This window comes from Variovorax sp. MPBD4-3, assembly GCF_058809745.1.
On record NZ_JBXASW010000002.1, the window covers coordinates 138,629 to 165,390 of the forward strand.

The 26,762-nt window shown below is 69.4% G+C and carries 22 protein-coding genes; 5 read left to right on the plus strand and 17 right to left on the minus strand.

What is annotated here, in order from left to right; all coding sequences use genetic code 11:
• Positions 1 to 45: 45 nt before the first annotated feature.
• Both AC1RVW_RS01735 and AC1RVW_RS01740 read right to left on the minus strand, forming a co-directional pair.
• The gene (locus AC1RVW_RS01735; RefSeq protein WP_493197665.1) at positions 46 to 2,145 is read right to left on the minus strand and encodes an ATP-binding protein; all 2,100 of its coding nucleotides are present in this window, start codon (positions 2,143 to 2,145) and stop codon (positions 46 to 48) included.
• Positions 2,142 to 2,519, minus strand: coding sequence for a response regulator (locus tag AC1RVW_RS01740; protein ID WP_172839931.1), 378 nt, complete (start codon positions 2,517 to 2,519; stop codon positions 2,142 to 2,144). Before AC1RVW_RS01740 ends, AC1RVW_RS01735 begins: the two co-directional genes overlap by 4 nt.
• Before the next feature lie 155 nt (positions 2,520 to 2,674).
• On the opposite strand from AC1RVW_RS01740, the gene AC1RVW_RS01745 reads away from it, so the two are divergent.
• Complete coding sequence (locus tag AC1RVW_RS01745; RefSeq protein ID WP_081270341.1) at positions 2,675 to 3,409, plus strand: response regulator; 735 nt, start codon at positions 2,675 to 2,677, stop codon at positions 3,407 to 3,409.
• A gap of 43 nt (positions 3,410 to 3,452) precedes the next feature.
• Here the strand turns inward: AC1RVW_RS01745 and AC1RVW_RS01750 are convergent, their stop codons facing one another.
• The gene (locus AC1RVW_RS01750; protein WP_081270340.1) at positions 3,453 to 3,974 is read right to left on the minus strand and encodes a Dps family protein; all 522 of its coding nucleotides are present in this window, start codon (positions 3,972 to 3,974) and stop codon (positions 3,453 to 3,455) included.
• A 328-nt stretch (positions 3,975 to 4,302) separates the two neighbouring features.
• Here AC1RVW_RS01750 and AC1RVW_RS01755 point away from each other — a divergent pair, with 328 nt between their 5' ends.
• Both AC1RVW_RS01755 and AC1RVW_RS01760 read left to right on the plus strand, forming a co-directional pair.
• The gene (locus tag AC1RVW_RS01755) at positions 4,303 to 6,603 is read left to right on the plus strand and encodes an FdhF/YdeP family oxidoreductase (protein WP_493197668.1); all 2,301 of its coding nucleotides are present in this window, start codon (positions 4,303 to 4,305) and stop codon (positions 6,601 to 6,603) included.
• Between the two features lie 118 nt (positions 6,604 to 6,721).
• Positions 6,722 to 7,099, plus strand: coding sequence for a VOC family protein (locus AC1RVW_RS01760; protein WP_493197730.1), 378 nt, complete (start codon positions 6,722 to 6,724; stop codon positions 7,097 to 7,099).
• Positions 7,100 to 7,151: 52 nt separating this feature from the next.
• Here AC1RVW_RS01760 and AC1RVW_RS01765 read toward each other — a convergent pair whose 3' ends face one another.
• Genes AC1RVW_RS01765 through AC1RVW_RS01785 form a run of 5 tightly spaced genes read right to left on the minus strand, consistent with a single transcriptional unit; the run spans position 7,152 to position 13,249 of the window.
• A complete protein-coding gene (locus tag AC1RVW_RS01765; protein ID WP_493197669.1) occupies positions 7,152 to 8,480 on the minus strand; it encodes a four-carbon acid sugar kinase family protein in 1,329 nt (442 codons plus the stop codon).
• Complete coding sequence (locus AC1RVW_RS01770) at positions 8,477 to 9,745, minus strand: ribulose-bisphosphate carboxylase large subunit family protein (protein WP_409196872.1); 1,269 nt, start codon at positions 9,743 to 9,745, stop codon at positions 8,477 to 8,479. Before AC1RVW_RS01770 ends, AC1RVW_RS01765 begins: the two co-directional genes overlap by 4 nt.
• A gap of 5 nt (positions 9,746 to 9,750) precedes the next feature.
• A complete protein-coding gene (locus tag AC1RVW_RS01775) occupies positions 9,751 to 10,290 on the minus strand; it encodes a VOC family protein (RefSeq protein WP_285414748.1) in 540 nt (179 codons plus the stop codon).
• A gap of 43 nt (positions 10,291 to 10,333) precedes the next feature.
• On the minus strand, positions 10,334 to 12,223 hold the full coding sequence (locus tag AC1RVW_RS01780; RefSeq protein ID WP_493197671.1) for a TRAP transporter large permease: 1,890 nt from the start codon (positions 12,221 to 12,223) through the stop codon (positions 10,334 to 10,336).
• Positions 12,224 to 12,229: 6 nt separating this feature from the next.
• Positions 12,230 to 13,249, minus strand: a complete 1,020-nt coding sequence (locus AC1RVW_RS01785) for a TRAP transporter substrate-binding protein (RefSeq protein ID WP_493197673.1) — start codon at positions 13,247 to 13,249, stop codon at positions 12,230 to 12,232.
• A 134-nt stretch (positions 13,250 to 13,383) separates the two neighbouring features.
• Here AC1RVW_RS01785 and AC1RVW_RS01790 point away from each other — a divergent pair, with 134 nt between their 5' ends.
• A complete protein-coding gene (locus AC1RVW_RS01790) occupies positions 13,384 to 14,460 on the plus strand; it encodes a LacI family DNA-binding transcriptional regulator (RefSeq protein ID WP_081270333.1) in 1,077 nt (358 codons plus the stop codon).
• A gap of 9 nt (positions 14,461 to 14,469) precedes the next feature.
• On the opposite strand, the gene AC1RVW_RS01795 is transcribed toward AC1RVW_RS01790, so the two are convergent.
• Both AC1RVW_RS01795 and AC1RVW_RS01800 read right to left on the minus strand, forming a co-directional pair.
• The gene (locus AC1RVW_RS01795; protein ID WP_081270332.1) at positions 14,470 to 14,883 is read right to left on the minus strand and encodes a BLUF domain-containing protein; all 414 of its coding nucleotides are present in this window, start codon (positions 14,881 to 14,883) and stop codon (positions 14,470 to 14,472) included.
• A 94-nt stretch (positions 14,884 to 14,977) separates the two neighbouring features.
• Positions 14,978 to 15,805: a Crp/Fnr family transcriptional regulator gene (locus AC1RVW_RS01800; RefSeq protein ID WP_493197676.1), complete on the minus strand. Its 828-nt coding sequence runs from the start codon at positions 15,803 to 15,805 to the stop codon at positions 14,978 to 14,980.
• On the opposite strand from AC1RVW_RS01800, the gene AC1RVW_RS01805 reads away from it, so the two are divergent.
• Positions 15,804 to 18,050 carry a DUF6351 family protein gene (locus tag AC1RVW_RS01805; protein WP_493197678.1) on the plus strand — a complete coding sequence of 749 codons (2,247 nt, stop codon included), beginning with the start codon at positions 15,804 to 15,806 and terminating at the stop codon, positions 18,048 to 18,050. The genes AC1RVW_RS01800 and AC1RVW_RS01805 overlap by 2 nt on opposite strands.
• 129 nt (positions 18,051 to 18,179) lie before the next feature.
• On the opposite strand, the gene AC1RVW_RS01810 is transcribed toward AC1RVW_RS01805, so the two are convergent.
• From AC1RVW_RS01810 to AC1RVW_RS01840, 7 genes are all read right to left on the minus strand, one after another.
• Entirely contained in the window at positions 18,180 to 19,973 is a 1,794-nt protein-coding gene (locus tag AC1RVW_RS01810) for a carboxylesterase/lipase family protein (protein WP_493197679.1), read from the minus strand.
• Between the two features lie 70 nt (positions 19,974 to 20,043).
• Positions 20,044 to 21,825: a tannase/feruloyl esterase family alpha/beta hydrolase gene (locus AC1RVW_RS01815; RefSeq protein ID WP_081270328.1), complete on the minus strand. Its 1,782-nt coding sequence runs from the start codon at positions 21,823 to 21,825 to the stop codon at positions 20,044 to 20,046.
• Between the two features lie 179 nt (positions 21,826 to 22,004).
• Positions 22,005 to 22,907 (minus strand): SDR family NAD(P)-dependent oxidoreductase, encoded by a 903-nt coding sequence (locus AC1RVW_RS01820; RefSeq protein ID WP_081270327.1) that lies wholly within the window; start codon positions 22,905 to 22,907, stop codon positions 22,005 to 22,007.
• Between the two features lie 36 nt (positions 22,908 to 22,943).
• The gene (gene kce / locus AC1RVW_RS01825) at positions 22,944 to 23,885 is read right to left on the minus strand and encodes a 3,5-dioxohexanoate:acetyl-CoA acetone transferase (RefSeq protein WP_081270326.1); all 942 of its coding nucleotides are present in this window, start codon (positions 23,883 to 23,885) and stop codon (positions 22,944 to 22,946) included.
• A gap of 59 nt (positions 23,886 to 23,944) precedes the next feature.
• On the minus strand, positions 23,945 to 24,694 hold the full coding sequence (locus tag AC1RVW_RS01830) for an ABC transporter ATP-binding protein (protein WP_493197682.1): 750 nt from the start codon (positions 24,692 to 24,694) through the stop codon (positions 23,945 to 23,947).
• Positions 24,691 to 25,446 carry an ABC transporter ATP-binding protein gene (locus tag AC1RVW_RS01835; protein WP_081270324.1) on the minus strand — a complete coding sequence of 252 codons (756 nt, stop codon included), beginning with the start codon at positions 25,444 to 25,446 and terminating at the stop codon, positions 24,691 to 24,693. The genes AC1RVW_RS01830 and AC1RVW_RS01835 overlap by 4 nt, the downstream gene beginning before the upstream one ends.
• Positions 25,443 to 26,762 (minus strand): branched-chain amino acid ABC transporter permease, encoded by a 1,320-nt coding sequence (locus AC1RVW_RS01840; RefSeq protein ID WP_493197684.1) that lies wholly within the window; start codon positions 26,760 to 26,762, stop codon positions 25,443 to 25,445. Before AC1RVW_RS01840 ends, AC1RVW_RS01835 begins: the two co-directional genes overlap by 4 nt.

A 26,762-nucleotide genomic window follows, 5' to 3' on the forward strand; every position in this document is an offset into this window, starting at 1 on the left:
TTCAGCCGTAATGCGCCCTGCAAGCTCTCAGTCCATCGCGCGCCGTCAGCGTGCGTCCAGCGCGTGAGCAAGGCTTTCCGCGAGCTCCTGCAAGCCCAGCGGCTTGCGCAGCAGCGCGACCACGCCGGCCTCGCGCGCACGCTGCTCGAGCGCCGCACCGACATTGCCGCTGGCCAGGATCACCGGCAGGCCGGGACGCAGGGCGAGCACCCTGGCGGCGAGCTCGCTGCCTGCCATGCCGGGGAGCATCTCATCGGTGAGCACCGCATCGAAGCGCTGCGGGTCGGCCAGGAAGGCCTCCAGCGCGCGTTCGCTCGAATCGAAGCCGACCGGCTCGTAGCCCAGCTCGGCCAGCAGTTCCTCGGCCAGCTCGACCAGCGGCCGCTCGTCGTCCACCACCATCACGACCTGCCCGTTGCCGCGCGGCCAGGCCGGGTCGGCGCGCGCGGGCGGCGCCTCGGACTCGCCGCACACTGGCAGCCACACCGTCACGCGCGTGCCGTGGCCGGGCTCGGACTCGATGTCGATGGCGCCGCCCAGGTCGGTGACGATGCCGTGCACCATCGACAGTCCCAGGCCCGTGCCTTCGCCCAGCTTCTTGGTGGTGAAGAAGGGATCGAAGGCGCGCTGCAGCACCTCGGGCGGCATGCCCGCGCCGGTGTCGGCGACCACCAGCCGCACGTAGGTGCCAGGAGCCAGTTCGCCATGCAGCATCGGCTGCGCCACGCTCGAGGTGGCGCGATCCAGCCCGACCACGATGCTGCCGCCGTCGCCCAGCGCCTGGGCGGCGTTGGTGCACAGATTCATCACCACCTGGTGCAGTTGCGTGCCGTCGCCCAGCACGGCGGCCGTGCCGGCCTCCAGCCGCGTGTCGATGCGGATGGCCTCGGGCAATGTCGGGCGCAGCATCGCCAGGGCCTCTTCCACCACGGCCTGGATGTTCACCGGCAGGCGCTCGGCCACGCCGCTGCGGCTGAACTCGAGAATGCGGCGCACCAGCACGCGCGCGCGCGCGCCGGCCTGCATCACGCGGTCGATGTAGCGGCGCATGTCGCTGCCGGGCTCGGCATGCTGCTGGGCCATCTCGCCGAAACCGAGGATCGCGCCCAGGATGTTGTTGAAGTCGTGGGCGATGCCACCGGCCAGCGTGCCCAGCGACTCCAGCCGCTGGGCCTTCTGCAGCCGCGCCTGCAGTGCCGCCTTCTCGGCCTCGCCGGCTTCCAGGCGCCGCAGCTGGCGCAACAGCCCGGCGATCGTGAGCACCACCAGCGTCGCGAGCAGCAGCGTGCGCACGATGGCGCTTCGCATCTCGTCGTGCCAGGGGCGCAGCGCATGGTGTTCGTCGCGCGTGATGGTCAGGGTCAGCGGCCGCTTGCCCAGGCCCACGGCGGCGACCAGCTTGGCCCTGCCGTCGACGGGGCTCACCGAGCGGTCGATCAGCGGGGCGCCCCGCAGCGCCGTGAGTTCCGGAAAGCGCTGGCCGCTGGGCATGCCGGGCTCCTCCGGCTGGCGCACCACCAGCGTGCCGTCGTCCAGCGTGAGCAGCAGCGCGCTGCCTTCCCCCAGCGCCAGGGCCGAATAGGCGGCCTGCAGTTCCTGCAAGGTGACGATGGCGGTGACGACCCCGTCGAAGCCGCCCCCCGGCGCCGTGAGCCGGCGTGACACCACCAGTGCGGGGCGCCCGTCGGTGCGCGTGACGACCGGCTCGTTGATGAACAGGCCGTCCGCGGAGCCCTGGCGCTGGTGCTGGAAGTACGGCCGGTCCGAGACGTCGGCCAGCGGCTCGCCCGTGACGCGCGAGCGGTGCCGCTGCCGGCCCTGGGCGTCGACCACCGTCAGCACGCTGACCTGCGACACGCCCACCACGCGCGAGGCGAGCGCCTCCGCGACGGCTTCGGGCGCCAGCGCACGGCCGGTGGTCTCCCACCACTCGCCGGTGTCGCGCAGCAGCAGGTCGACGGCCTGGAGGTTGCGGGCGCCCTGCTCGGCCAGGGCCTTGGCGAGGTTGCCGAGCTCGCGTTCGGTCGCGAAGGTGATCTGCTGATGCAGGCGCCAGCCGTCATAGACCGCCGAGCCGGCGAATGCCGCCACCAGCACCACGCCCGCCGCGATGATCCGCTGTCGCAGCCGCTCGCTCGACGTCATGCGGCGAGGGCGGCCGCGACGGCGCCCAGCAGCTCTTCCCGGGAGCAGGGCTTGGCGAGCAGTCGGCTGACCCCCAGCGCCCGGGTGACCTCCGAGGTGTCGCCCAGGCTGCGCGCCACCTGCGCGGAGATGCCGACGACCGCCGAGCGCGGATACGCGGCGTGCACCGCCTGCACGGCGCGCAAGGCGTCGCCGCTGCGCGAGCGCGGATGCGGCAGGTCGAGCACGACGAGGTCGACCGTGGGGTCGGCCGCGGCGTCGAGCGCGGCGCCATGCCGCGGCAGCGAGCGGACCCGGTGTCCCTCGCTGCCCAGCCATTCGGAGATCAGCACGCGCATCGCGCCATCTTCCTCGAAAACCATGATGTTCGACATGAAATCAGTCCCTGTTCGTGCCGGCGCTCCAGCGCCCCAGGAACGTATTGGCGCCGACGCAGGTGCCGGGGCGATGTCAGATCGGCGGCGCTTCATTTCATTTGTAATGTGCCGGTAGGCGCCCGTAGGACCAATTGAATTACGCTTCGGGCGCCATGAACACTGCTGCACCCCACATCCTCGTGGTCGACGACGACCCGGCACTGCGCGAGCTGATGTCCGCGTACCTGACGGAGAACGAATTCCAGGTGACGGCCGTGGCCAGCGGCGCCGAGATGACCGCGGTGCTGCAGGAGACGGTCATCGACCTGGTGCTGCTCGACCTGCGCCTGGGCGGGGAGGATGGCATGCAGCTGGCGCGCGGCCTGCGCGACACCAGCGAGCTGCCGGTGATCATCGTCACCGGCAAGCAGGACGAGGCCGACCGTGTCATGGGCCTGGAGATCGCCGCCGACGACTACGTCACCAAGCCCTTCAGCAACCGGGAAATGCTCGCGCGCATCCGCGCCGTGCTGCGCCGCTATCAGGCGCGCACCGAGGCGGCGCCGGCCGGGCGCAGCACCAAGCGCCGGGCCTACCGCTTCGCGGGCTGGGAGCTGAACCTGCTGGCGCGCCGGCTGACCTCGCCCGAGGGGCAGCGCGTGGAACTGAGCAACGGCGAATTCAACCTGCTGCTGGCGCTGTGCGAGCAGCCCCAGCGCGTGCTCTCGCGCGACCAGCTGCTGGAGCTGTCGCGCCTGCATGGCGCCGAGGTGTACGACCGCTCCATCGACGTGCAGATCCTGCGGCTGCGCCGCAAGATCGAGATCGATGCCTCGGCGCCGAAGATGATCCGCACCGAGCGCGGGGCGGGCTACGTGTTCGAGCCGCAGGTGCAGGTGCTGCACTGAGGCGGCGCGCACCGGGCCCTTGCGTCCCGGTGCCATCGTCCGTTCAGCCCTGGCGGCCGCTCTCGAACAGGAACCATGCGCGGCGCTCGGTCTCGTCGATCCAGACCTCCAGCAGGCTGGCCGTGGCCACGTCGCCGTAGCCGTCGCACATGCCGTGCGTGGCGCGCATGAAGTCGACCAGGCGCAGGTTGTCCTCGCGCAGCTCGGCCAGCATGTCGGCCGGGGTGACGAACGGCGCATCGTTGTCCGACAGGCGCTGGTGGCGCGTGATGTCGCCGATCGAGCGCAGCGTGGTGCCTCCCAGCTTGCGGGCGCGCTCGGCGATGGGGTCGGTCATGGCGAAGATCTGGTCCGACTGCTCGTCGAGCATCAGGTGGTAGTCGCGAAAGTGCGGGCCCGACATGTGCCAGTGGAAGTTCTTGGTCTTCAGGTACAGCGCGAAGCTGTCCGCCAGCAGGGCGGCAAGGCCGCCGCCGATGTCGCGCCGGGCCTCGGCGCCAAGCGCGGTCGGCGTGTGCAAGGGCGCCTGGCGGCGGGCGATGGTGGATTCAGGTGTCATGGACATGGAAGTGCCTGCAGGTTGTATCGGTCGCATCGGAGAGGGTGGATGGACCGCCGGCTGATGCTTGGCCGGTGGCCCATGGATGCACTTTGCGCCGGGCCGGTTGCCGGGTCATTTCATTTCAGGCGGCCATGTTGCAGATGCAATTCCGTGTTGCCGTGCACGTGGCGAATGTCGCGCCGCGCTACAGATGAAACATGTCGCCGCCTTCATGAAACCGCGCTGCAAGCGGCAACCCGCACGATGGCACACGGTCGCCACCGACTTCCCGCGCGCACGCTTCGCATCGTGTGCAGCAACTGAACACTCCAATCCGCCCAAGGACAACGTCATGACCCGCTCCGCCGACGCAGGCATCCGCCAGTACGAACACCCCGCCGGAGGCTGGGACGCGCTGGGCTCGGTCGCCAAGGCCATCCACGGCCAGATGAGCGCCGTCTCGGGCACGCGCATCATGCTGCGCAACAACCAGCCCGACGGCTTCGACTGCCCCGGCTGCGCGTGGCCCGACCCGAAGCACACCTCGGCCTTCGAGTTCTGCGAGAACGGCGCCAAGGCCGTGACCTGGGAAGCCACGCGCAAGCGCGCCACGCCCGAGGTGTTCCAGCGCCACACCGTGAGCGAGCTGCTGGGCTGGCGCGACCACGACATCGAGGACCTGGGCCGCCTCACGCACCCGATGGCCTACGACGCGGCCACGGACCGCTACGTGCAGATCGGATGGGACGAAGCCTGCGCGCGCATCGCGAAGGTGCTGAACGCGCTTCCCTCGCCCGACATGGCGGAGTTCTACACCTCGGGCCGCGCGTCGAACGAAGCGGCGTTCCTCTACCAGCTGTTCGCGCGCGCCTACGGCACCAACAATTTTCCCGACTGCTCGAACATGTGCCACGAAGCCACCAGCGTGGGCCTGCCGCAGTCGATCGGCATCGGCAAGGGCACGGTGTCGCTGGAAGACTTCGACCATGCCGACCTGATCATCTCCATGGGGCACAACCCCGGCACGAACCATCCGCGCATGATGACCACGCTGCATGCGGCCGCACGGCGCGGCGCACCGATCGTGGTGTTCAACCCGCTGCGCGAGCGCGCGCTGGAACGCTTCGCGGCGCCGCAGGACCCGCTGGAGATGGTCACCTTCAGCGCGACCGACATTGCCAGCGACTACCTGCAGGTGAAGGTCGGCGGGGACGCCGCCGCGCTCAAGGGCGTCATGAAGGCCGTGCTGGCCCTCGATGACGACGACCTGGCCGCCGGCGGCGCGGGCCTGCTCGACCGCGATTTCATCGCCGCGCACACCCAGGGCTTCGAGGCGCTGGCCGATGACCTGCGCGCCACCGAATGGGCCGACGTGGAGCGCGCCTCGGGCCTGAGCCGCGCGTCGCTCGAGCATGTGGCAAGGCTCTACTGCAAAGCCAAGGCCACCATCGTCGCCTTCGGCATGGGCATCACCCAGCATCGGCTGGGCACCGACAACGTGCAGCAGATCTCGAACCTGCTGATGCTGCGCGGCAACTACGGGCGCCCCGGCGCGGGCATCTGCCCGGTGCGCGGACACTCCAATGTGCAGGGCAACCGCACGGTGGGCATCGACGAGAAGGCGCCGCTGGCGCTGCGCCAGGGCATCGAGCGGGTCTACGGCTTCACGCCGCCCGCGCGGCCCGGGCACGACGCCGCCGAAGCCGTCGAAGCCATCGAAGCGGGCCGCTCGAGATTCCTCATGTGCCTGGGCGGCAACCTGGCCGTGGCCATGCCCGACCCGCAGCGCACCTTTGCGGCCATGCGCGGCCTGGAAATGGTCGTGCACATCGCGACAAAGCCCAACCGATCGCACCTGCTCACCGCCAGGCAAAGCCTGCTGCTGCCCTGCCTCGGGCGCACCGAACTCGACCTGCAGGCGGGCGGCGCGCAATCGATCACCGTGGAAGATTCCATGTCGATGGTGCACGCCTCCACCGGGCGCCTGCCGCCGCCGTCGGACCAGGTGCGTTCGGAGCCGGCCATCGTCGCGGGCATCGCCAAGGCGGTGCTGGGCGACCGGTACGGCATCGACTGGGATGCCCTGGTGGCTGACTACGGCCGCATCCGCGACGGCATTGAGGGTGTCTTGGCGGGGTTCGCCGACTACAACCTGCGCATCCGGCAGCCGGGCGGCTTCCGGTTGCCGATCGGACCTGCGCAGCGCATCTGGCACACCCCCTCGGGCAAGGCGCAGTTCATCGTCATGCCGGGCATCCAGGAGGACCCGCGCGCGGCAGGCGCGGCGGTGCTGACCCTGGCCACGCTCAGGAGCCATGACCAGTACAACACCACCATCTACGGCTTCGACGACCGCTACCGCGGCATCTTCGGGCGCCGGGACGTGGTGTTCCTGAACCCCGACGACCTGGCCGCGCAAGGCCTGGCGCCGGGCGACCGCGTGGACCTGGAAGCCGTGCCCTTCGAAGGCGAGGCGGCCTCGCCCGGCGCCGTGCTCAGGAACCTCACCGCGGTGGCCTACGACATTCCCAGGGGATCGGGCGGAGCCTACTACCCCGAGGCCAACGTGCTGATCGCGCTGTCGCACCGTGATCCGCGCAGCGGCACGCCGTCGTACAAGTCGGTGCCGGTTCGCGTGCAGCGCGCGCGTTGACGCCGCAGGCGGTCGGCGGCACGGCGCACAGTGCGGCTTGATCCATCGCAAAGCGGGTCCGGACGGCAGCGGCTACAACGTCAAGGCAGACCTTCATATCCTCGACAAAGGCGTTCTCATGTTCGATCACATCGGTATCCGCGCGAGCGACCGCGAGGCCAGCGAAGCCTTCTTCCTGCGCGCACTGGCCCCGCTGGGCGTGAGCGTTGCGATGAAGGGGCCCCACGGGGTGGGCCTGGGAAAGAACGGCAAGCCCTCGCTCTGGATCTACGAGAGCGACGAGCGCCCGGTGGCGCTGCATCTTGCGTTCACGGCGCAGGACCGCAGCCAGGTCGATGCGTTTCATCGTGCGGCGATCGAGGCAGGCGGCCAGGACAATGGGGCCCCGGGGCTGCGCGCGCACTACCATCCTCACTACTACGCGGCCTTCGTCATCGCCCCCGATGGCCACAACGTCGAGGCGGTGTGCCATCTGCCCCACGAGCAGAAGTCCTGAATGCATTGACGCACCGTAATCTCCCTCGGACGCCCTTGAAGTCCGCACTCTTCTAGGCGAAGCCGTGCACCAGACGCTCGAACACGTCCTCCGCGCCCATCTGGCCGCCCTTGAGCATGATCTCCAACCCGTCGATCGCGGCGTCGTCGCTGTGCACGCGGCACAGCGAGGTGCCGGCGCCCATGTCGGCGACATAGGACAGTCCCCACGCGTCGAGCGCCTGAACGCCGTGGCTGGAGGTGTCGCCGCCGGCCACGCCGATGCGTTTGAGCGGCACGCTCGCCAGCACCTTGGCCAGCATGTCGCCGCCCGCGCGTGCCAGCGCCTGGGCGTCCAGGCCGCCGCCCGATGGCGTTGCGCCGGGCGCGCGCGTGCAGGCCAGCACGTGGCGCCCGCGCGCCAGGCTGCCGATGACCAGTTCGGCCTGCTCGGCCACGGCGGCTTCGCCGCGTTGCGCCAGCTTCTGTGCGTCGAGCCACACGACGTCGAACGATTTCGCGGCCGCCACCTGCCGCGCGGTCACGGGCGAGAGGCTGCCCGCGAGCACCAGCACCGGGCCCTGGGCGGGTGGAACGCCGTCACGCGCCATCGGTGGACTGCCGCCGTCCCGGTGTGACGGGCCCATCGCCATCGACAACGCATCCACCACGCTGCTCGGCCCCGCGGCCAGCATCGTGGCGGCTTGCGCCCTGGTCCACAGCACCTGGCCGATGGCGCGCAACTGCATCGCATCGGCCACGTCGAAGAGCACCGCGTCCGCTGGCGGCGAGTGCAGTGCCTGGCGCAAGGCGGCATCCAGCGCATCGCTGCCGCGCGACGCCGCGGTGAACGGCATGGAACGCACATCCGCGAGCCCCTGCTTCGCCAGATGCAGCCGCAGATCCGACTCGTCCATCGGCGTCACCGGATGGCAGCTCATCGTCGGATGCCGGTCGATGCGGTGCACCTGCGCGCCGCTTCCCGCGGCTGCGAACAGGTTGGCGAACAGGCAGTAGCGCCCCAGGTTCGGCTGCCCGCCGATGATGGCGGTCCATGGCTGCTCCACCGCCGCGCGCAACGCACGCACGGCCGCGCCGATCGAGCCGATGTGCGGCGCGCTGTCGAAGGTGGAGCAGGTCTTGTAGTGCAGCACGCGCGCGTCCAGTGAGCGGAACAGGGCGGCCACCGGGCGAAGTTCGGTGCGCATTTCCTCGGGCGTCATGGCGCGCGCCGCGCCCGCGATGCCCAGCACGTCGAGCGGCCCCGCGCGGTCGAGGCGCGCGGCGTCGGGCACTTGGAGGAACAGCAGCGCACGCAGCCCCGCGCGCGCCGCGGTGCCGAGCGTGTCGGTCGCGCCGGTGAAGTCGTCGCCGTAGTAGACGATCGACGGACGCGGCCTCATGGCTTGCCGAAGAAGGCGAGGGCGCGGGCGAGTTCGGGCTGGTCTTTGGCGGCGTCCGCCAGCGGCACGCCCGCGCGCGCGGCCGACCATGCCTGGCGGATGCTCGTCACGCCGGCCGCCGCGCCGTCGGGGTGCGCGAGGATGCCGCCGCCGGCCATGAACAGAAGGTCGTCGCTGCCGATGGCCTTCCACGTCGCCGGCACGGTGCCGGCCCATTGGCCCGAGGAAAAGGCCGGCATCACGCGATCGTCCGCCGCATCTGTCAGGGGGGTGAAGCAGTCCTGCGCCGACGCGATGACTTCGCCGTCCGGCTGCGAGAACTTGCCCTGCAGCCCGTGCACGTGCATGTGGTCCACCCCCGCCAGGCGCCACAGCGTCTGGTATGCCTGGAAAGAGATGCCCAGCAGCGGATGCCGCGACAGTGCGCCGTAGCCGTTGCGATGCCCATGCAGCGCGAGCCCCGTGTGCCGCCGCAGCGTCTGGATGCCTGAGTGCCCGCACCAGTTCAGGCTGGCCATCACGCACGAGCCGCCTTCGCGTTCGACGAGGTCGGCATGCCGCTTCATCGCGTCGGTCTCGTCGGTGATGTTGAACGCCACCATCACATGCTTGCCGGTGCGCGCCTGATGCGCGCGCACGACGGCCATCACGGCCGGCACGCGCTCGGCCAGCGGCGCATGCGCGGGATCGGCGCACACCTCGTCGTCCTTGATGAAGTCGACGCCCGCGGCGCACAGACGGCCGACGAGCTCAGCCGTCTGCGCCGCGGACAGGCCCACGTTCGGCTTGATGATGGTGCCGACCAGCGCGCCGCTGGCCACGCCGGTCGCGCGCCGTGTGCCGGCGATGCCGGCGCGCGGCATCTCGAAGCGCGCGCGGTAGGCCGCGGGCACCTGCAGCGACTCAAGCCGCAGCCCCGTCACCTCGCCCAGGTCATACAGGTTGCCCGACACCGTCGCGGCCAGGGTCGGCAGGTTGGCGCCGATGTTGGCCACCGGAAACGAAATGTCGACGTGCGCGCGCCGCCACGGGCCTCGCGCGCCTTGGCGCTCGAGCAGGGCGTTCGGCAGGCTCGGCGCCCCGGCCGGCGCCAGCTCGGTGATCGCCTCCACCGTGGCGCGTGCGCGCTCGCGCAGCGCGTCGGTCTCGCCTTCGACGCGCGTGAAGGTGCCGCACGATTGCTCGCCGGCCATCACCTGCGCGACGGCCGCCACGTCATGCGGCGTCTCGACCAGGTAGCGCGCGCGAACGCGCTCGGGTGCCATCGCGCTCACAGCTTGCTCAGGTCGGGAAAGGGCCGCACCGGCTCGCTGCCGTCCCAGCCCTGCGACGCGTTGCGGATCAGCTCGAACATCTTGCCCTTGGGGCCCGCGACTTCCGACAGTTCGATGACGGTGCCCGGGTGGTATTCGGTGTCGAAGTAGATGAAACGTCCGCGCTCGCCCACTTCCCCGCTCATCACGGGCTTGAAACCCTGTGCCGTGAGGCGCGCGAGGTCGGCGTCGTAGTCGGCGGTCCAGTAGGCCACGTGCTGCAGTCCCGTGCGGCCGGCCCGCAGGAAGTCGCGGTACATCGATGGCACGTCGTTGCGCGTCTGGATGAGCTCCACCTGCACGTAGCCCGAGTTGGCGAGCGCCACCGAGTTATGCGGCTCGTGCGCCTCGCCGTTGTAGCGGTAGTTCCTGATGGGCACGCGGGGGTTGTAGAACCAGGGGCCCACGCCCAGCTTCGTGCTCCAGTAGTCCATGGCGGCTTCGATGTCGTGCACGACATAGCCCAGTTGGCGGATCTCGCCGAGGAATCGACTCATTGCGTTTGGCTCCGTGGATGTGAGTGTGTTGTTGTGGTGTGCATCAGAATTTCAGGAAGCCGGTCGAGAACCACGGGAACACGGCCACGATCGCCAGGCCGACCAGCATCGCGCCGATGTAGCCCCAGATGTAGCGGATGCCTTCGTCGGGGTTGACCTTGCTCACGGCGCACGCGCCGTAGTAGCCCACGCCGAAGGGCGGCGCGAACAGGCCGATGCCCATGGAGAAGATGACGACCATGGCGTAGTGCACCTCGTGCACGCCAGCCGCCTTGGCGATGGGAAACAGCAGCGGGCCGAACAGCACGATGGCCGGAATGCCCTCGAGCACGCTGCCCAGCACGATGAAGGCGACGATCGACACGGCCAGGAAGCCGTAGGCCCCGCCGGGCAGCGTGCCCATGACCCGCGCCAGGTCCTGCGAGAAACCCGACTGCGTGAGGCCCCAGGCCATGGCCGTGGCGCAGCCGACGATGAAGATGATCGCGCCCGAGAGCGAGGCCGTGTCGACGAGCATCGGCTTGAGCCGCTTCCAGTCGAACTGGCGGTACACCACCAGGCCCACGATGGCCGCGTAGACGATGCCGATGGTCGACACTTCGGTGGCCGTGGCCACGCCCTCGACCACGGCGGCGCGGATCACGAAGGGCAGCAGCACGGCCGGCAGCGCCACCAGCAGCAGCTTGCCGATCTCGCGCTTGCTGTAGCGCTGCACGCCGCTGAGGTCTTCGCGGCGGTAGCGCCACCACACCACCGCGCACAGCGCGGCGCCCAGCACCACGGCCGGCAGCAGGCCGCCCGTGAACAGCGCCGCGATCGAGATGCCGGTGACCGAGCCGATGGTGATCAGCACGATCGACGGCGGAATGGTCTCGGTCTGCGCGCCGGTGGCCGACAGCAGCGCCACCAGGTCGCCGGGCTTGGCGCCGCGCTTGGTCATCTCGGGGAAGAGCACGGGCGCGATGGCCGCCATGTCGGCGATCTTGGAGCCCGAGATGCCCGACACCAGGTACATCGCGCCGATCAGCACGTACGAGAGGCCGCCGCGCACATGGCCCAGCAGGCTGGCGAGGAACTGGATCATGGCGCGCGCCATGCCGGTCATCTCGATGAGCGCGCCCAGGAAGATGAACAGCGGCACCGCCAGCAGGATCAGGTGCGACATGCCCTCGTCGAGGCGGCCCACCATCACCAGCAGCGGCGTGCGCGTGGTGAGCGCCAGGTAGCCGAAGGTCGCCAGCGCGAAAGAGAACGCGATGGGCACGCCGGAGAGCACCGTGGCCGCCACGATGACCACGAAGAAGATCACCAGGTTGAACTTGCCGAGGCCGGCGAACACCGGTGCGGCAAGCCAGAAGGCGCCCACCAGCGCGGCCGTGCCGACGAGCGCGAGCGCGATCTGCCGGCCGGTGCACACGCGCAGCAGGCGCAGCAGTGCCATTGCCAGCATGATGCCCATGCCCGCCGGAATGGCCGCGGCGCGCCACGCGTTGCTGACCTCCAGCGCCGGCGTGACGATGAACGACTCTTCGTGGGCGTAGTCGATCGACGGCCAGATGATCAGGACGAGGAACGCGACCGAGGCCGCGATCGCGAAGGCATCGAGGATGGCGCGCGTCTGCGGGCGCACCTTCTGCACCAGCGCGGTCATGCGCATGTGCTCGCCGCGGCGCAGCGCCACCACGGCGCCGAGCATGGACAGCCACAGGAAGAGGATGGACGCGAGCTCGTCGGACCACACCAGCGGCGCGTGGAACAGGTAGCGCGACACCACGCCGGCGAACAGCACGCAGATCTCGGCGAGCACCAGCAGCGCGGCCACGGCCTCGACCGCCGCGCCGAGCACGCGGTCGATGCGCGACGCCATGCCGCTCAGCGGGTTGGCCGAGGCGCCGGCAAAGGCGGCCGCCTCGAAAGTCGATTCATGCACCATGGGTGGTCAGGCCAGCTTGCCGACCGCGCCCTCGAGCAGCGCCCAGGCCTCGGGGCCGAAGCGGCCTTTCCATTCGCCGTAGAAGCCCGACTCGCGCAGCTTCGCGCGAAAGCTCTCGGCGGCGGGACGGTTGATGCTCAGGCCCTTGGCCTGCAGGTCGCCGACCACCGATTCGTTGAGCTTGCGGATGTCGTCGCGCTGCTGCATGCCGGCATCGTTGATGGCGCGGGCGACGATGGTCTTCAGGTCCTCGGGCAGTGCTTCCCAGGCGCGGCCGTTGGCGATGAACCAGTAGCCGTCCCAGATGTGGTTGGTGAGCGAGCAGAACTTCTGCACCTCGAACAGCTTGGCGACCTGGATGATGGGCAGCGGGTTTTCCTGCGCATCGACGATCTTCGTCTGCAGCGCCGAGTAGACCTCGCTGAACTGCAGGCTGGCCGGCGCGGCGCCCAGGCCCTTGAACATCGAGATCGACAGCGGGCTCACTGGCACGCGGATCTTCAGGCCGTCCATGTCCTTGGCGGTGGCTACCGCGGCCTTGCTGCTGGTGGTCTGGCGAAAGCCGTTGTCCCACATTTTCTCGAAGGCATAGAGGCGCGACTTGGCGATGGCGCCGCGCACATGTGCGCCGAGCTTGCCGTCCATCGCGGCCCACACCTGGGCGTAGTCGTTGAAGGCAAAGCCCACGGCATTGATGGCCGCCACCGGCACCAGCGTGGCGATGACGAGCGCCGAGGGCGTGAAGAACTCGATGCCGCCCGAGCGCACCTGCGCCAGCATGTCGGTGTCGCCGCCGAGCTGGTTGTTGGGGAAGATCTTGATCTCGACGCGGCCCTTGGTCTCCTTGGCGATGCGCTCGGCCGCTTCCTGCGCGCGGATGTTCAGCGGATGCGTCAGCGGCAGGTTGTTGCCGTACTTGTACGAGAACTCGGCGGCGCGTGCGATGCGCGGCAGCGCCGTGACGATGCCGGCGGCGGGGAGGGCGGAAAGGGTGCGCAGGGCGCGCCTGCGGGTCAGCGAGGTCATGATTTTGTCTCCGTGATCGTCCAGTTCTTGCGGACTGCGGTTGATGCAATCTGATGCATCATTGAATTCAGGCCAGAGGGAAGATAAAAGGATGCATGATCACGGTCAAACTTGGCTCTGATGGTTTTTGATGTATGAGGGATAACCCTTCACCGCTTCCCGACTCGTCTGCTTCACCTCTGGAAGCCCGCCGCGCCCGCGTGGTGGACATCGCCCGCGCGGCGCAGGTGTCGACCGCCACCGTCGACCGCGTGCTCAACCGGCGCCCGGGCGTGCGCGATGCCACGGTGCAGCGCGTGCTCAAGGCCGCGGGCGAGCTCGACTACCTGCCCGGGCCGGCGCTGTATGCGGCGCTGACGCCGCCTCCGCTGCGGCTGGTGTTCTTGCTGCCGGCGGGCACCAACCGGTTCATTCGCATGCTGGGCGACATGGTGGGCTACGCGCAGGAGCACTGGGCGCCGTTCAACGTGCAGTGCCGCACGGTGTTCATCGAGAGCTTCAATCCGCATGAGCTGGCGAACGCGCTGCACCGGCACGGCCAGCGCTGCGACGGCATCGCGATGATGGCGCTCGAGCATCCGGCGGTGCGCGAGGCGGTGGCTGCGCTCGCCGCACGCGGGCTGCCGGTGGTGACGCTGATCTCGGACCTGTCGAACTCGGAGCGCGCCGCGTTCGTGGGGCTCGACAACCGGGCCGCGGGGCGTACGGCGGGCTACCTCATCGGCCGGTTCATCGGCACGCGCGCGGCCAAGGTCGCGCTCATCGCAGGCAGCCTGAGCTACAAGGCGCACGAGGAACGCGAGGCGGGCTTCCTGCATGTCATCGACGAGATGTTTCCGCGGCTCGAAGTGGTGGGCCTGCGCGAAGGGCAGGACGACGCGGACAAGAACTACCGCCAGACGCGCGCGCTGCTGGAGCAGCACCCGGACATGGGCGGCATCTACAACATCGGCGGAGCGTCCGACGGTGTGGCGCGCGCCCTGAAGGAAGCGGGGCGCGAGCAGAAGGTGGTCTTCATCGGCCACGGCCTGACGCCCGACACGCGCGCCTTGCTGATCGACGGCAGCATGGATGCGGTGATCACGCAGAGCCCGCACACCACGCTGATGAGCTGCGTGCGCATCTTCACCAACCTGCGCGACAAGCGCGAGGCGCTCAGCGGCGTGGAAACGACGCGCAGCCAGGTGATTTTTCGGGAGAACCTTCCTTAGCCGGTGCACCTAGTGCAGGCGCACCCATTGCGGCGTTCTCGTGAGCGCACGAAAGACTGGCGCTGCTTCCGAGGGTTGGATACCGTTCAGGCCCATGTCCGCCAGAGGGCCAAGGACTTCGCGAACCTGCTCGTCCCACACCAGCAGCGCCATCGACCACCGCGGGAACGCGCGCGCCGCGATGAACCGGTACTCCAGCACGGTCAGGTTCGCATGCCGCGGGTCCTCTGCGATGTTGGCCATCACGCATTCGATGGCGGCCTCGTCGCCTTCGAGGTATTGCATGTAGTTGCGCTGGAAGTGGCACAGTGCGCCGGTGACGCCTACTTCCCGGTTGTTGCGGCGCGAGGCGCGCAGGATGCTTTCGACGTCGCCCGCCGATGGTCCCCTGGACATGCTGCGATAGATCAGTCGGGCCAGCAAGACGATGTCTCCTTGGCGTTCAAAGGCGCATGGTAGGACATTCCCCTTTCATTTGGAACAGCATGGAAATTCCACCCGATGGCGATCGCCGCCTTCACCCTCCCAGGCTCAGCGGCACGGCGCCTTGCTGGTAACCGCGCAAGCCGCCCAGGTCGAGCACGGTCAGTCCGCGCTTTTCGAGGCGGATGAGTCCAAGCGCCTGAAAGCGCCGCAGTGCCACGTTCACGCGCTGCCTTGATACGTTTGCCAGCAGCCCGATCTCGACCTGCCCGACTTCCAGGAAGCGTGGCGCGTCTGGATAGAGATCAGGGTTGAACAGGCTCGCCAGGCAGTTCGCGACGCGCGCGTCGGTGTCCAGCAGCCGCTCGTGCGCGAGCGCGCCGATGAACAGGCTCAGCCGCGCGTTCAACAGCTCCTGCAGGTAATGGTTGAACGGCACGCTGGTGCCGCGCAGCCATTCGAAGGTGCGGCGCGGCATCAGCGCGACCCGCGTGGGCCGCAGCGCGAACACGTCGTAGCGGCGCGCCTCGTGCTTGAAGAGCGATCCTTCGCCGAACCACACACCGGCCGAGACGCCGGTGAGCGTCGATACCCGCCCCTCATGCGAGGCCACCGACATCTTGGCGAAGCCATCGACGATCCCCATCCAGTGCTCGACCTGTTGCCCCGCCCGCGCAATGCAGGCGCCGCGCGCGAACTGCCTCTCCTGCATGCTGCCCAGCACGTGCTCCACATCCGCGGGCGCGAGACCTGCCGCCCACCGCGAGCGCCGCACCATGTCTTCCAGCTGAGGCGCGGCCGGGGCCCGGACGGAATCAGGGATTACCTCTAGCGATTGGCGCCTCATGTGTCGTCGCGACGACCGCAGCGTGGAACGTCCATCCTTAATCTTCCAGAACACACAACAGAAGGAGACTTCCATGCTCGCTACACCTCGCCGTCCGCGCAAGCGGGTTTTTCCGTGGCCCCGGATCCGGCCGCAGGCCGCCGCAGCCGGGCTCGCGATGGCCGGCGCACTGCTCGCCGCGGGTTGCGGCGGAGGGTCGGACGGTTCGGGGTTCTCGTTCATTCCGGGCGCCAGTCCCCCGCCCGTCGTACAGACGCCGGCCGCGTTCCAGATCAGGACGCTCTCTTCCGCACCCGACATGATCAGCGGAGGCGACACGCTGATCGAAATCACCGCGCCCGTGGGCGTCGCGCTCGACAAGGTGCGCGTGAGCCTCAACGGCAAGGACGTGACCGCCCAGGTGCCCGTCGTCAACAGCACCGCCCGCGTGCTGCGCGGACTTGTCACCGGCCTCACGACCGACAAGGCCAGCGCCACCGGCAGCGTCAACACGCTGCTGGTGAGCAATGCCGATGTTGCGGCGCAGCGCACCGAGGCCCGGCTGGTCAACTATCCGATCACCGGCCCGATCCTGTCGGGCCCGCACATTTCGCCCTACGAATGCCGCACGGTGCAGAACGGCCTGGGTGCCGCGCTCGATGCCGACTGCTCGGCCGCGACGCAGGTGGTCTGGTACTACCGCACCAATACCAACGTCTTCAAGCCGCTCGCAGACCCCAAGGGAACGCGCCCGGCCGATCTTGCTACGACCACCACGAACGACGGCACCACCGTGCCCTACATCGTGCGCGTGGAGTCGGGCACCATCAACCGCGGCGTGTACCGGCTCGCTGTGCTCGACAACCCGACCAAGGATTCGCCCGCCGCATGGAAGCCCGGCCCGGGCTGGAACAGGAAGCTCGTGGCCTACTTCGACTGCTGCGGTTCGGCGCAGTACAACCAGGGCGTGCACCCGATCGAGTCGATCCTCGGCGACGTCGGCCACATCCAGCTCTCGCGCGGCTTCGCCTTCATGAACTCGACCGAACTCTGGAACAACCAGCACGCCAATCCGCACCTGCAGGGCGAGACGCTGATGATGCTGAAGGAGCACGTGATCGAGGAATTCGGCGAAGTGCCGAAGTGGACGGCCGGCTTCGGCGGCTCGGGCGGTGCGATCCAGCAGTACCTGATCGCGCAGCTCTATCCAGGGCTCCTGGACGGCATCCAACCGATCGTCTCCTTCCCCGAGACGCTGATGCCCGAGGTGATGGAGTGCCGCCTCCTGAACAACGTCTACAAGCTCGACACCGCCACCTGGACGACGGCCAAGCAGAACGCGGTGAATGGCTTCAACACCAACACCTGCACCGCGTGGGACCTGTCGTTCGCGAGCATCATCAAGTCGGACAACGCGGCGGGCTGCGGGTTCATCGAGCCGGCCAACGTGGCGAACGTCTTCAACCGCGCGACCAACCCGGGCGGCATCCGCTGCGACCTGTTCCAGACCAACGTGAATCTGCTGGGCAAGCGGCCCGGCACGCAGGAGGCGCGACGGCCGCTGGACAACATCGGCGTGCAGTACGGCCTGGGGGCGCTCAATGCCGGCACGATCTCGGTGAAGGAGTTCCTCGACCTGAACGAGAAGGTGGGCGGCTACGACGGCGACGGCAACCCGCAGCCCGCGCGCTCCGAAGCCGATCCGAATGCGCTCAGGCTCAGCTCCGCCGGCGGCTTCAAGAACGGCTTCAGGGGCGCGGGCCTTGCGAACATCCCGATCATCACGCAGCGCGGCAACGCCGATGCCGTGGGCGACATCCACGACACGACGCAGGACCTGATCATCAGAGCCCGGCTGCAACGCGCCAACGGCCGCAGCGACAACCAGATCATCTGGACGCTCGGCTCCACCTCGGGCTACGACTACATGAGCGGCTCGATCGATCTCCTGAACAAGTGGCTGGACAACATGGCGGCCGACCCGTCGCCCGCCTCGATCGACAAGGTGGTGCGCAACAAGCCCGCCGGCGCCAACGATGCCTGCTGGGACAAGACCGGCAAGCGCATCGACGAGCCCGCGTCGCTCGATGCGGCGGCCAGCTGCAACGTCGTGTACCCGCGCTTCACCACGCCGCGCATCCAGGCCGGCTCGCCGCTGGTGAACGACGTGCTCAAGTGCCAGCTCAAGCCGGTCAACCCCGCCGATTACTCAGTGACGATCGCCGGCGCCGATCTTGCGCGGCTGCAGACAATCTTCCCGAGCGGCGTGTGCGACTGGAGCAAGCCCGGCGTGAGCCAGGAGGCGCTGCGCGGCACCTACCTGCGGTTGCCGCTGAACTGACGGCCTGCACCGGGGCATGAGGATGCCTCGGCTTCGCGCGCATGTCGCCGTGCGCGGCGGCTGTCGGCGCTAGCCGACAAGTCGCACGGTGGTGCCAGATATTCACCGCCTGGAATCTACAGCCAGCCGCTACGGCTGCACCGTGATCGCCTTGGCCGAAAGCGACGCGTCGAAGTTCAGCATCGACGGGTAGGGGGACCAGCGGACCCCCAGTGCCGCGTTGTTGGGGTCGCCGGTGCGCGCGAACGCCGCGAGGCTCTTCATCATCGCGTCCGAGAGTTCCAGGCGGCCCGGCGCGTTCGCCTTCGAGTTCGCGAACCTCGCGTAGAGCGACGGGCCGAAGTTGCCGAACACGAACGGCAGGTCGAACGTGTGCGCGGCGCCGAAGATGTCGTTGAACGGTGCCGGCGCCTTGTCCCAGTTGAACTGGTACCACCACAACGGCACGTTCTGCGCCTGCAGCACCGGAAAGATCTGCTTGCGCAGCGCTATGAAGAAGTACTGGTTGTAGAGGTCAGTCCTCGCGTTGAAGCCGGTCACCGGCGTCGTGACGGGCAGGTACTGGCCGGGGATCCATTGCTCGAGGGTGGTGGCGGGCGCCGCATCCGGGTCATAGCTGTAGGCCATCGAGAAGACCGTGGGGTCGTCCAGGAGCCGGCCGCTGATGCCGCCGAACGCCGGCGAGATCGCCAGGTTCTGCGGAAAAAGCTTGGTCTCGTCGCGCGTGTAACCGGCCATCACCGGCACCTTCAGGAAGGCGCCCGCGTTGATCGCCGCGATCGGATCGACCGGGACCACGGTCCCGTCGTTCAACGGGTTGGATGCCGACAGGCCCAATGGCGCCAGTTTCTTGAGCACGGTCTGCAGCAGGGCGTCCGCGCTCTTCGAACGCAGGTAGGCCGCCAGCTCCGCATTGCTGCGCCCGGCAATGTAGGCACCCGCGGCGGTGTCGTCCGCCACCGTGCCGTCGGCCACCAGCAGGGCGGCCAGCAGCGCATTGACCTGGCTCGGCTGGGTGGTGGCCGTCGCCACCCCCCCGCTCAGCGGCACGAGGCGATGGAACAGTGCCGGCTTGGCCTTGACCACCAGCGGCGAGACCATCAGCGCATAGATGTTGACGGCGCCGGCCGACTGGCCCATGAGCGTGACATTGCCCGGGTCGCCGCCGAAGGCTGCGATGTTGGCGTTGACGAACTGCATCGCCTTGATCAGGTCCAGGATCGCGTAGTTGCCGGAATCGTCGTTCGCATCGACGCCGGCCTTGAGCTGGGGCGAGGCCAGGAAGCCCATGATGCCCAGCCGGTAGTTCACCGTGACGACGACCGCATGGGCGGCCTTCGCGAGCGCGGCGCCGTCGTAGACCGGGTCGCCGGTGTAGCCGGTGATGTTGCTGCCCCCGTGGACGAAGACGATGACGGGCAGCTTGTCGGTCGCGGCCGCCGTCGAAGGCGCCCAGATGTTGAGGTACAGGCAGTCCTCGGCGCCCGTGGTCTTGCCGTACGAGGTGCCGATGGTCGCGTCGTACTGGTTGTTCTGGCCCGGGCCGTAGAGGCGGCCGGTCTGGACGCAGGCGTTGCCCAGCTTCTGCGTCGCCTTGACGGCGGTCCAGGGCTCGGGGTCGACCGGTGCCTTCCAGCGCAGCGCGCCGACCGGCGGCTTGGCGAAGGGCACGCCCTTCCAGCTGTAGGTGCCGTTGCTGGCGGAATCGTCGCTGCCCAGCACCTGGCCGTAGACCGTGGCGCGCTGCAGGGCAGAGGGGGCCTCCGGGGGCGGTCCGCTGGCGGGCGGTGCAGCCGGGGAGTTCGGTGCGGGTGCCGCGACGGGCGTGAACACCGGCCCTTGGTTTCCGCCGCCGCCGCAGGCACTCAGCTGCAGCAGGGCAAGGATGGCGCCGGCGATGCCGGCGCGCAGATGGCTGGTCATGGTGAAGTCTCCGTTTGTCTTGTCTTGTGTTGTGCATGCACCGGCGGCAGCATCCGGGCCTCGGCGGGCCTCAGTTCACGCACTGAAAGGACGCCGCGAGGTTCACGTTGCCGCTGCCGCGGTATTGCGCCCAGCGCGGGTAGTCGCACAGCGGCCGGGTGCGCCCCGGCACCCCGGCCGTGTCGGTCACCACCTGGCCGGCCGGCGCCGTCCCCGCTTCGGACCATGCCTCCAGCGCGCTCAGCGAATCCCAGGCGGCGTTGAAGGTGCTGCTCACCGCATGCCCGAGGCCAGCGACTTCGTAGTAGCGCACGAAGGTGTCCACTTCCGAAGGACCCATCCGCGACTGCAGCCGCTGGTAGTACTGCTCGGTGGCGCGCGTGCTCACCAGCACGTCCGCCAGGCCATGTGCCAGCAGCAGCTTGCCGCCGCGCGCCTTGAATGCCGAGATGTCGGTGCTCGCGTCCAGCTGGGTGCTCAGCGCGCTGATGCGGCTGGCCCACGGGCCCGGGTCTTCGGGGTCGAGCGAGAGCGAGTCGAAGCCGGCGTCGCGCGTCACGGAATACCTGATCCACTGGTCGGTCAGCACGCTCACGTACGGCGCGCTCGCCGGCATGGGGCGCGCGGGTTGCGACGTGCCGAACGCCAGGAAGGTCACCACCGGCTCCAGCGGCGAGGTGCGCGTGGTGATGCCGGGGTCGGCGCCCCAGATGTTGTAGCCGGGGTACTGCGTCTCGCCGCTGGCCAGCGCGAAGCGGAAGTTCGTCGGCGTGTTGATGGTCTTCATCGCGGCGATCTGCGCGTCCGACAGGCAGGTGTCGCCGGTGTCGGCGCCACCGGCGCACCGCACCGGCGCGCCGCGCAGCGTGGCGGTGGACGGATCGAAGCGCGCGTTGCACAGCGTCTGGTTGCTGATGAGCCCGTCGCTCGCGCCGTCGAGGGCGTCGCACGCTTCCATGGCCGCGTCGTACAGCAGCGCGCGCTTGGCGGTGTTGGGGTATGCGCCGGGCTGCGCCAGCGCGCGGCTCATGCGGTGGCCGCCCAGCAGCGCCGCCGCGTCGTTCCACGCGGGGTACCACGCGATGGCGCCGTCCCAGTCGGTGGGCCAGCGCTGGATGGCGGTGAGCGCCTCGCGTCCGCCGGTGGAGCCGCCCGCGAAGTACGACTTCACCGGTGCCGCGGCGAACCGCGCCTTGATCACCGCGAGCGCGGCGTCGTGCGTCTTCTTGAGCGCGTCGCCGCCGAAGTTGCGCACCGCCTCGTCGCTGAGCCCGAACAGGCCGTCCTGCGAGCCGAGCGCGTTGGCCTGGTGACCCGAGTCGCTCGCGAAGGTGGCGTAGCCGCGCCCGAGCGGCGTGAGTTTGTCGACGGGCCCGTTGGGCACGTTGCCCTTCACGTTGGGAACGGTGCCGTTGAAGCCGCCGCCGCCGAGCATGACGACCTTCCGGTTCCATGATGTCGGCAGCGCGACGGCGAACTGGATGTTGGGCGCGGTCGGATCGACCGGTGCGATCTTGCCCGCGACCTCGCAGTATTCGGGCAGCGCGGCGGCGCCCGTGCCGCCCGGTGCCACGGTCTTGGCGCTGGTCACCGTCGCACCCGAGGACGGCAGGCCGATGGCCGATGCGGGAATGGCCAGGCCCTGGAGCTGCTCGCAGGCGAGTCCTGCCGCTGGCGGCGGGGCCGCGGGCGGTGCGGGCGGTGCGGGCGGAGCAGTGGGTTGCCCTGCTGCGGCCGGAACGAGCAGCGGGAAACCGCCGCCCCCTCCGCCTCCGCCGCAGCCCGCCAGGATGGCGCTCGCGGCCAGGCAGGCCGCCGCGCCCAGGACGATGTCTCGATGGCTGGTTGTCATAGGTCTCCGATGTCGTTCGTTTGAAAGCGCGCCGCCGTCGCGAGGGCCGCGCCAGCCCCTCGACGGGTGCCGGACGAAGTCTCTCGCCGTGGGCCGCCGAAACCAATGTGCGGGCCTGACACTGCCGCGCCGCGTCCTGTGTGCGGGCAGGACGCCGCGTAAACCCTCGGTTGCCAGGGTCAGTGGGGCAGCGGCACCTCGAAGCCGGCCTTGGCCAGCTCCAGCTGGTACTGCTCGAAGCCGGTGGCCGGGACGCGTTCGCCGTGCCGGTCGCGGATCTCCTCCATGCGCGCGCACACCTGCGAGGCCGTGTCGCCCGAGCCATCGATGAACACGCCCTGCGTCATGGTGATGTGCGCACTCTCGAAGCTGCCCGCGCCGGCCAGCAGGATCGCGCGCGTCGGCGCGTCCTCGCCCACCAGCGCGACCAGCCCGGGGCTCACGTATGCCGGCTGCAGCCGGGCCAGCGCCTCGGCAGGCAGCACGTCCGCGGTCATGGCCGTCGCCGCGGTCGGCGCCAGGCAGTTCACGCGGATGTTCTGCCGCATGCCCTCCAGTGCGAGCGTCTGCATGAGCCCGACCAGCGCCATCTTGGCGGCGCTGTAGTTGGCCTGGCCGAAGTTGCCGTACAGGCCGGACGACGACGTGGTCATCACGATGCGGCCGTAGCCCTGCGCGCGCATGTGCGCCCACACGGCCTTCACGCAGTGCACGGCGCCCATCAGGTGCACGTCCATGACGCGGCGGAAGTCATCGAGCGACATCTTCGCGAACGTCCGGTCGCGCAGCACGCCCGCGTTGTTCACGAGGATGTCGACGCGGCCCCACTCACCGATCGCGCGTGCGACCATGGCTTCCATGGCCGGGAAGTCGGTGACGTCGCCGCCGTCCGCCATCGCGACGCCGCCGGCGCGCGCGATCTCCTCGGCCACGAGGGCGCCCGGCGAGCCGGCGTGGCTGCCCGCCACATCGTTGACGACCACGCGCGCGCCGTGCCGGGCGAGCTCCAGCGCATGGGCCCTGCCCAGGCCGCTGCCGGCCCCTGTGACGATGGCCACGCGGCCTTCCAACAACTTCTGCATTGCGACTCCTTGGAAAAAAAGGGAACCTGGTTCTGGTCAGAACGCCACGGCGTCCTTGCCCTTGAGGCCGAGCATGGCGCGGGCCTCGTCGGGCGTGGCGATCTCCAGCGACAGCTCCTCGAGGATGCGGCGGATCTTTCGCACCTGTTCGGCGCACGACTTCGCGAGCTGGCCCCTGGCCAGGTAGAGGCTGTCTTCCAGCCCCACGCGCACGTTGCCGCCCATCACCGCGCCCATGGTCAGCAGCGGCATCTGGTGGCGGCCCGCGCCCAGGATCGAGAACCGGTAGCCGTCGCGGCCGAACAGGCGGTCGGCGGTGGTGCGCATGGTCACGAGGTTCTCGGGGTCGGGGCCCAGGCCGCCGAGGATGCCGTAGATGCTCTGGATGAACAGCGGCCCCTTCACCAGGCCCTCGTCGACGAAGTGCGCCAGGTTGTAGAGGTGGCCCACGTCGTAGCACTCGAACTCGAAGCGCGTGCCGCAGCCCTCGCCCAGCACGTTCAGGATGTGCTTGATGTCGCGGAAGGTGTTGCGAAAGATCAGGTCCTCCATGCCCTCCACGTAGGGCTTCTCCCAGTCGTGCTTCCACTCGGCCACGCGTCGCGCGGCCGGATGGATCGAGAAGTTCATGGAGCCCATGTTCAGCGAGCACATCTCGGGCTTGGCGCGCAGCGGGTAGGCCAGGCGTTCCTCGAGCGTCATGCGCGTGCTGCCGCCGGTGGTGATGTTGATCACCGCGTCGGTGGCCGCCTTGATGCGCGGCACGAACTGGTCGAACACCGCGGGGTCGGCCGAGGGCCGTCCGTCCCCGGGGTCGCGCGCGTGCAGGTGCAGGATGGCCGCGCCGGCCTCGGCGGCCTCGATCGACTGCTCGGCGATCTGCGCGGGCGTGAGCGCCAGGTGCTCGGACATCGTCGGTGTGTGCACCGAGCCCGTGACCGCGCAGGAGATGATGACCTTGTCTGGAATGCTTTTCATGGCGTATGCCGTCGATGGATGGAAGAGGTGGGTGATGGGAAAAAAGGGGGCGGCCGGCTTCAGACCGCCAGCCATTCGGACACGAGCTTCTGGTCGCCCATCAGTGCCTGCGGCGTGCCCTCGAACACGATGCGGCCGTGGCCCATCACGCACACGCGCGTCGACACCTTCAGCGCGATGGCGAGCTTCTGCTCCACCAGCACCACCGACAGGCCCTTGCGGTGCATGTCGACGATGCATTCGCCCACCTGCGCCACGATCTTCGGCGCGAGCCCTTCGGTGGGCTCGTCGATGAGCATCACGCGCGGGTTGCCCAGCAGCGAGCGGCACATCGTGAGCATCTGCTGCTCACCGCCCGACATGCTGCCGGCCTTGGTGTTGCGCCGCTCCTTGAGCCGGGGAAAGTAGTCGAACATGTCCTCGATGCGCCAGCGGTGCGCGCCAGGCGCCGCGCGCTGCTCGCCCATGCGCAGGTTCTCGTCGACCGTGAGGTTGGCGAACACCTCGCGTTCTTCGGGCACGTAGCCGATGCCGGCGCGGCACACCGCGTACGGCCGTGCGCCGGCCAGCTCGCGTCCCGCCAGCACGACGCGGCCCGCCGAGGGCGGCACCAGCCCCATCACGGCCTTCATGGTGGTGGAGCGGCCGGAGCCGTTGCGCCCGAGCAGGCTGATCACCTCGTTGCGCGCCACCCGCAGGTCGACGCCGTGCAGCACATGGCTCTTGCCGTAGTGCACGTGCAGCCCACTGACCTGCAGCAGCGCGTCGCCGGGTGGCGTGGCGCCGGTGGTTGCCGTTGCCGTCGTCATGGCGCCACCTCCTCGCCGAGGTACGCTTCCTTGACGGCCGCATTGCCACGGATCTCCTCGGGCGTGCCGGTGGCGATCACCTGGCCGTACACCAGCACGCTGATGCGGTCGCTCAGCGAGAACACCACGTCCATGTCGTGCTCCACGATCATCAGCGCGCGGCCCTGCGTCACCTCGCGGATCAGCTGGGCGGTGTAGTGGGTCTCCTCGGTGGACATGCCCGCCATCGGCTCGTCCAGCAGGATCACCTTCGGGTCGGAGGCCAGCGTCATCGCGATCTCGAGCGAGCGCTGCTCGGAGTACGCCATCTCGCCCGCGACGGTGGCGGCGCGCGCCTGCAGCCGCACCAGCTCCAGCAGGCGCTCGGTCTGCTCGCGGATGCCGCGGTCGCGGTCGATGAATGTCCAGAAGTTGTACTGCAGCCCGTGCAGGCGCATCACCGCCAGGCGGATGTTCTCGAACACCGTGAGCTTCGGGAAGATGTTGGTGATCTGGAACGAGCGCGCCAGCCCGAGCCGGTTGATGGCCTGCGGCGTGCGCCCGGCGATCTGCTGTCCCTCGAAGCGGATCTCCCCGGCCGACGGCGCCAGGTGGCCCGAGATCAGGTGGAAGAGCGTGGACTTGCCCGCGCCGTTGGGCCCGATCAGCGCGTGCCGTTCGGCGCCGCGCAGCTCCAGGTCCACGCCGCGCATGATTTCCGTGGGGCCGAAGGACTTGCGCAAACCGCGGATGCTGAGGATCGCGTCGTTCATGCGGTGCCCTCCGGGTGTGTGGCCAGGCGGGTGGAGGGGTGAGCGTTCGCGCCGGCCGCCGAGGGGCTTTCAGCGTCGGCCAGCGCGCGCAGCCGCTGCCGGGCGAGGTGCGCCAGCCACGCGCCCGACGCCAGCAGCGCCGCCGGCACGGCCCAGGTCGCGAACGCGGCGGGCAGCCACGCGCGGCCCAGAAACTGAAGCGGCGGCCAGGCGCCGGCGGGCTGCAGGCGGGCCATGGCGCGATAGTCCTGCGAGAACACGCGCTGCAGCATCTCGATGGCGAAGGTGCCGCCCAGGCTCAGCAGCACCGCCGCGCCGACCGAGAGTGCCACCAGCGGCACGATCCGCGCGAGGCCGAAGCGCTGGCGCAGGCGCGCGGCGGTGCCCCCCAGCCCCGCGAGCCCCGAGGGCATGAACATCATCACCAGCACGAAAAGGATGCCCTGGTACAGCAGCCAGGACTGCGTGAGATCGGACACCGCATAGCCGAAGAAGGTCATCAGCGCCGCGCCCAGCGCGGGGCCGAGGAACACCTTGACGCCCCCGATGTAGGTGTTGAGCACCACGGCGGCCGACAGGGCCGGGTCGAACACGACGTAGTTCGCGGATTCGTTGGACACCACCTGCAGGCTGCCGGCGATGCCCGCGAACATCGCCGACAGCGCGAACACCAGCATGCCGAGGCCGTGCACGTTGTAGCCGAGGAAGCGCAGCCGGTGGCTGTTCTCGCGCAGGCCGAAGGTGAGGCGGCCCAGCGGCGTGCGCGTGTACAGGTACAGCAGCCCCACCGACACCAGCACCCAGGCCAGCGTGAGGTAGTACACCTGCAGGGTCGAACCGAAGTCCAGGCCCCATGCGGGCATGCGCATGGTCGACACGCCTGCTTCGCCGCCGAACAGGCCCTTGAGGTGCGGCGCCAGCGAATGCACCAGTTCCGCGATGGCCAGCGTGATCATCGCGAAGTAGGTGCCGCTGCGCTGCGTGGCGAACCACCCCGCGATGGCGCCGAAGACCAGCCCGCACGCCGCGCCGGCCAGCGGCAGCAGCGGCGTGGGCAGCAGCCCCGCGCCGCCCACGGCGTTCATGGCGTGCACGGTGCCGAAGGCGCCGACGCCGAAGTAGGCCGCGTGGCCGAACGACAGCATGCCGGCCTGGCCGCACAGCAGGTTGTAGGCGCTGGCGAACAGCGCGGCGATGAGCATCTGGATCGCCGCATTGAGCAAACCCTGCGTCAGCAGGAAGGGCAGGGCGGCCAGCAGCGCGGCGCCGGTGGCCGCGAGCGCGAGTGCGCGCAGGGAGACGATGGCGGGTCTCAT